The organism is Ferrovibrio sp. (assembly GCF_002796975.1).
Lineage (GTDB): Bacteria > Pseudomonadota > Alphaproteobacteria > Ferrovibrionales > Ferrovibrionaceae > Ferrovibrio.
This window is the reverse complement of record NZ_PEKV01000036.1, coordinates 341-744: the sequence shown is the minus strand read 5'-3', so window position 1 is coordinate 744 and position 404 is coordinate 341. Positions and strand designations below refer to the sequence as shown.

The following is a 404-nucleotide window of genomic DNA, read 5'->3' as shown; positions in this document are numbered from 1 at the left end:
TCGGACCGGAACTTCCGTCGTCTGGTCGCGCAGGAGAAGAAGGCGTGGCGTCGTGAGAACGGTCGGGGCCGGCGGCCGGCGGTGTGGAGCCCGGGTGAGCACCTGGTCATCGACTGGGGTGTCATCGCCGGGGTCCACGTCTTCTGCGCGGTGCTGGCGTGGTCGCGGGTGCGGTTCGTACGGTTCGCAGCCGATGAGAAGGCGGCCACGACGCTGGCGCTGCTCGCGGAGTGCTTCGAGGCCCTGGGTGGGGTGCCGAAGGTTGTGCTGGCTGACCGGATGGGGGGTCTCAAGGGTGGCGTGGTCGCTAACCGGGTGGTCCCTACGGCCGAGTACGTCCGGTTCGCCACGCACTACCGGTTCCGGCCGGACTTCTGCGAGGCGGCCGACCCGCAGTCCAAGGG

1 protein-coding gene is annotated in these 404 nt (G+C 70.0%); it reads left to right on the top strand.

Annotated elements, in window-relative coordinates; all coding sequences use genetic code 11:
• On the top strand, positions 1-404 hold a 404-nt coding region (locus CTR53_RS21100; protein WP_290818461.1), incomplete at both ends, for a DDE-type integrase/transposase/recombinase.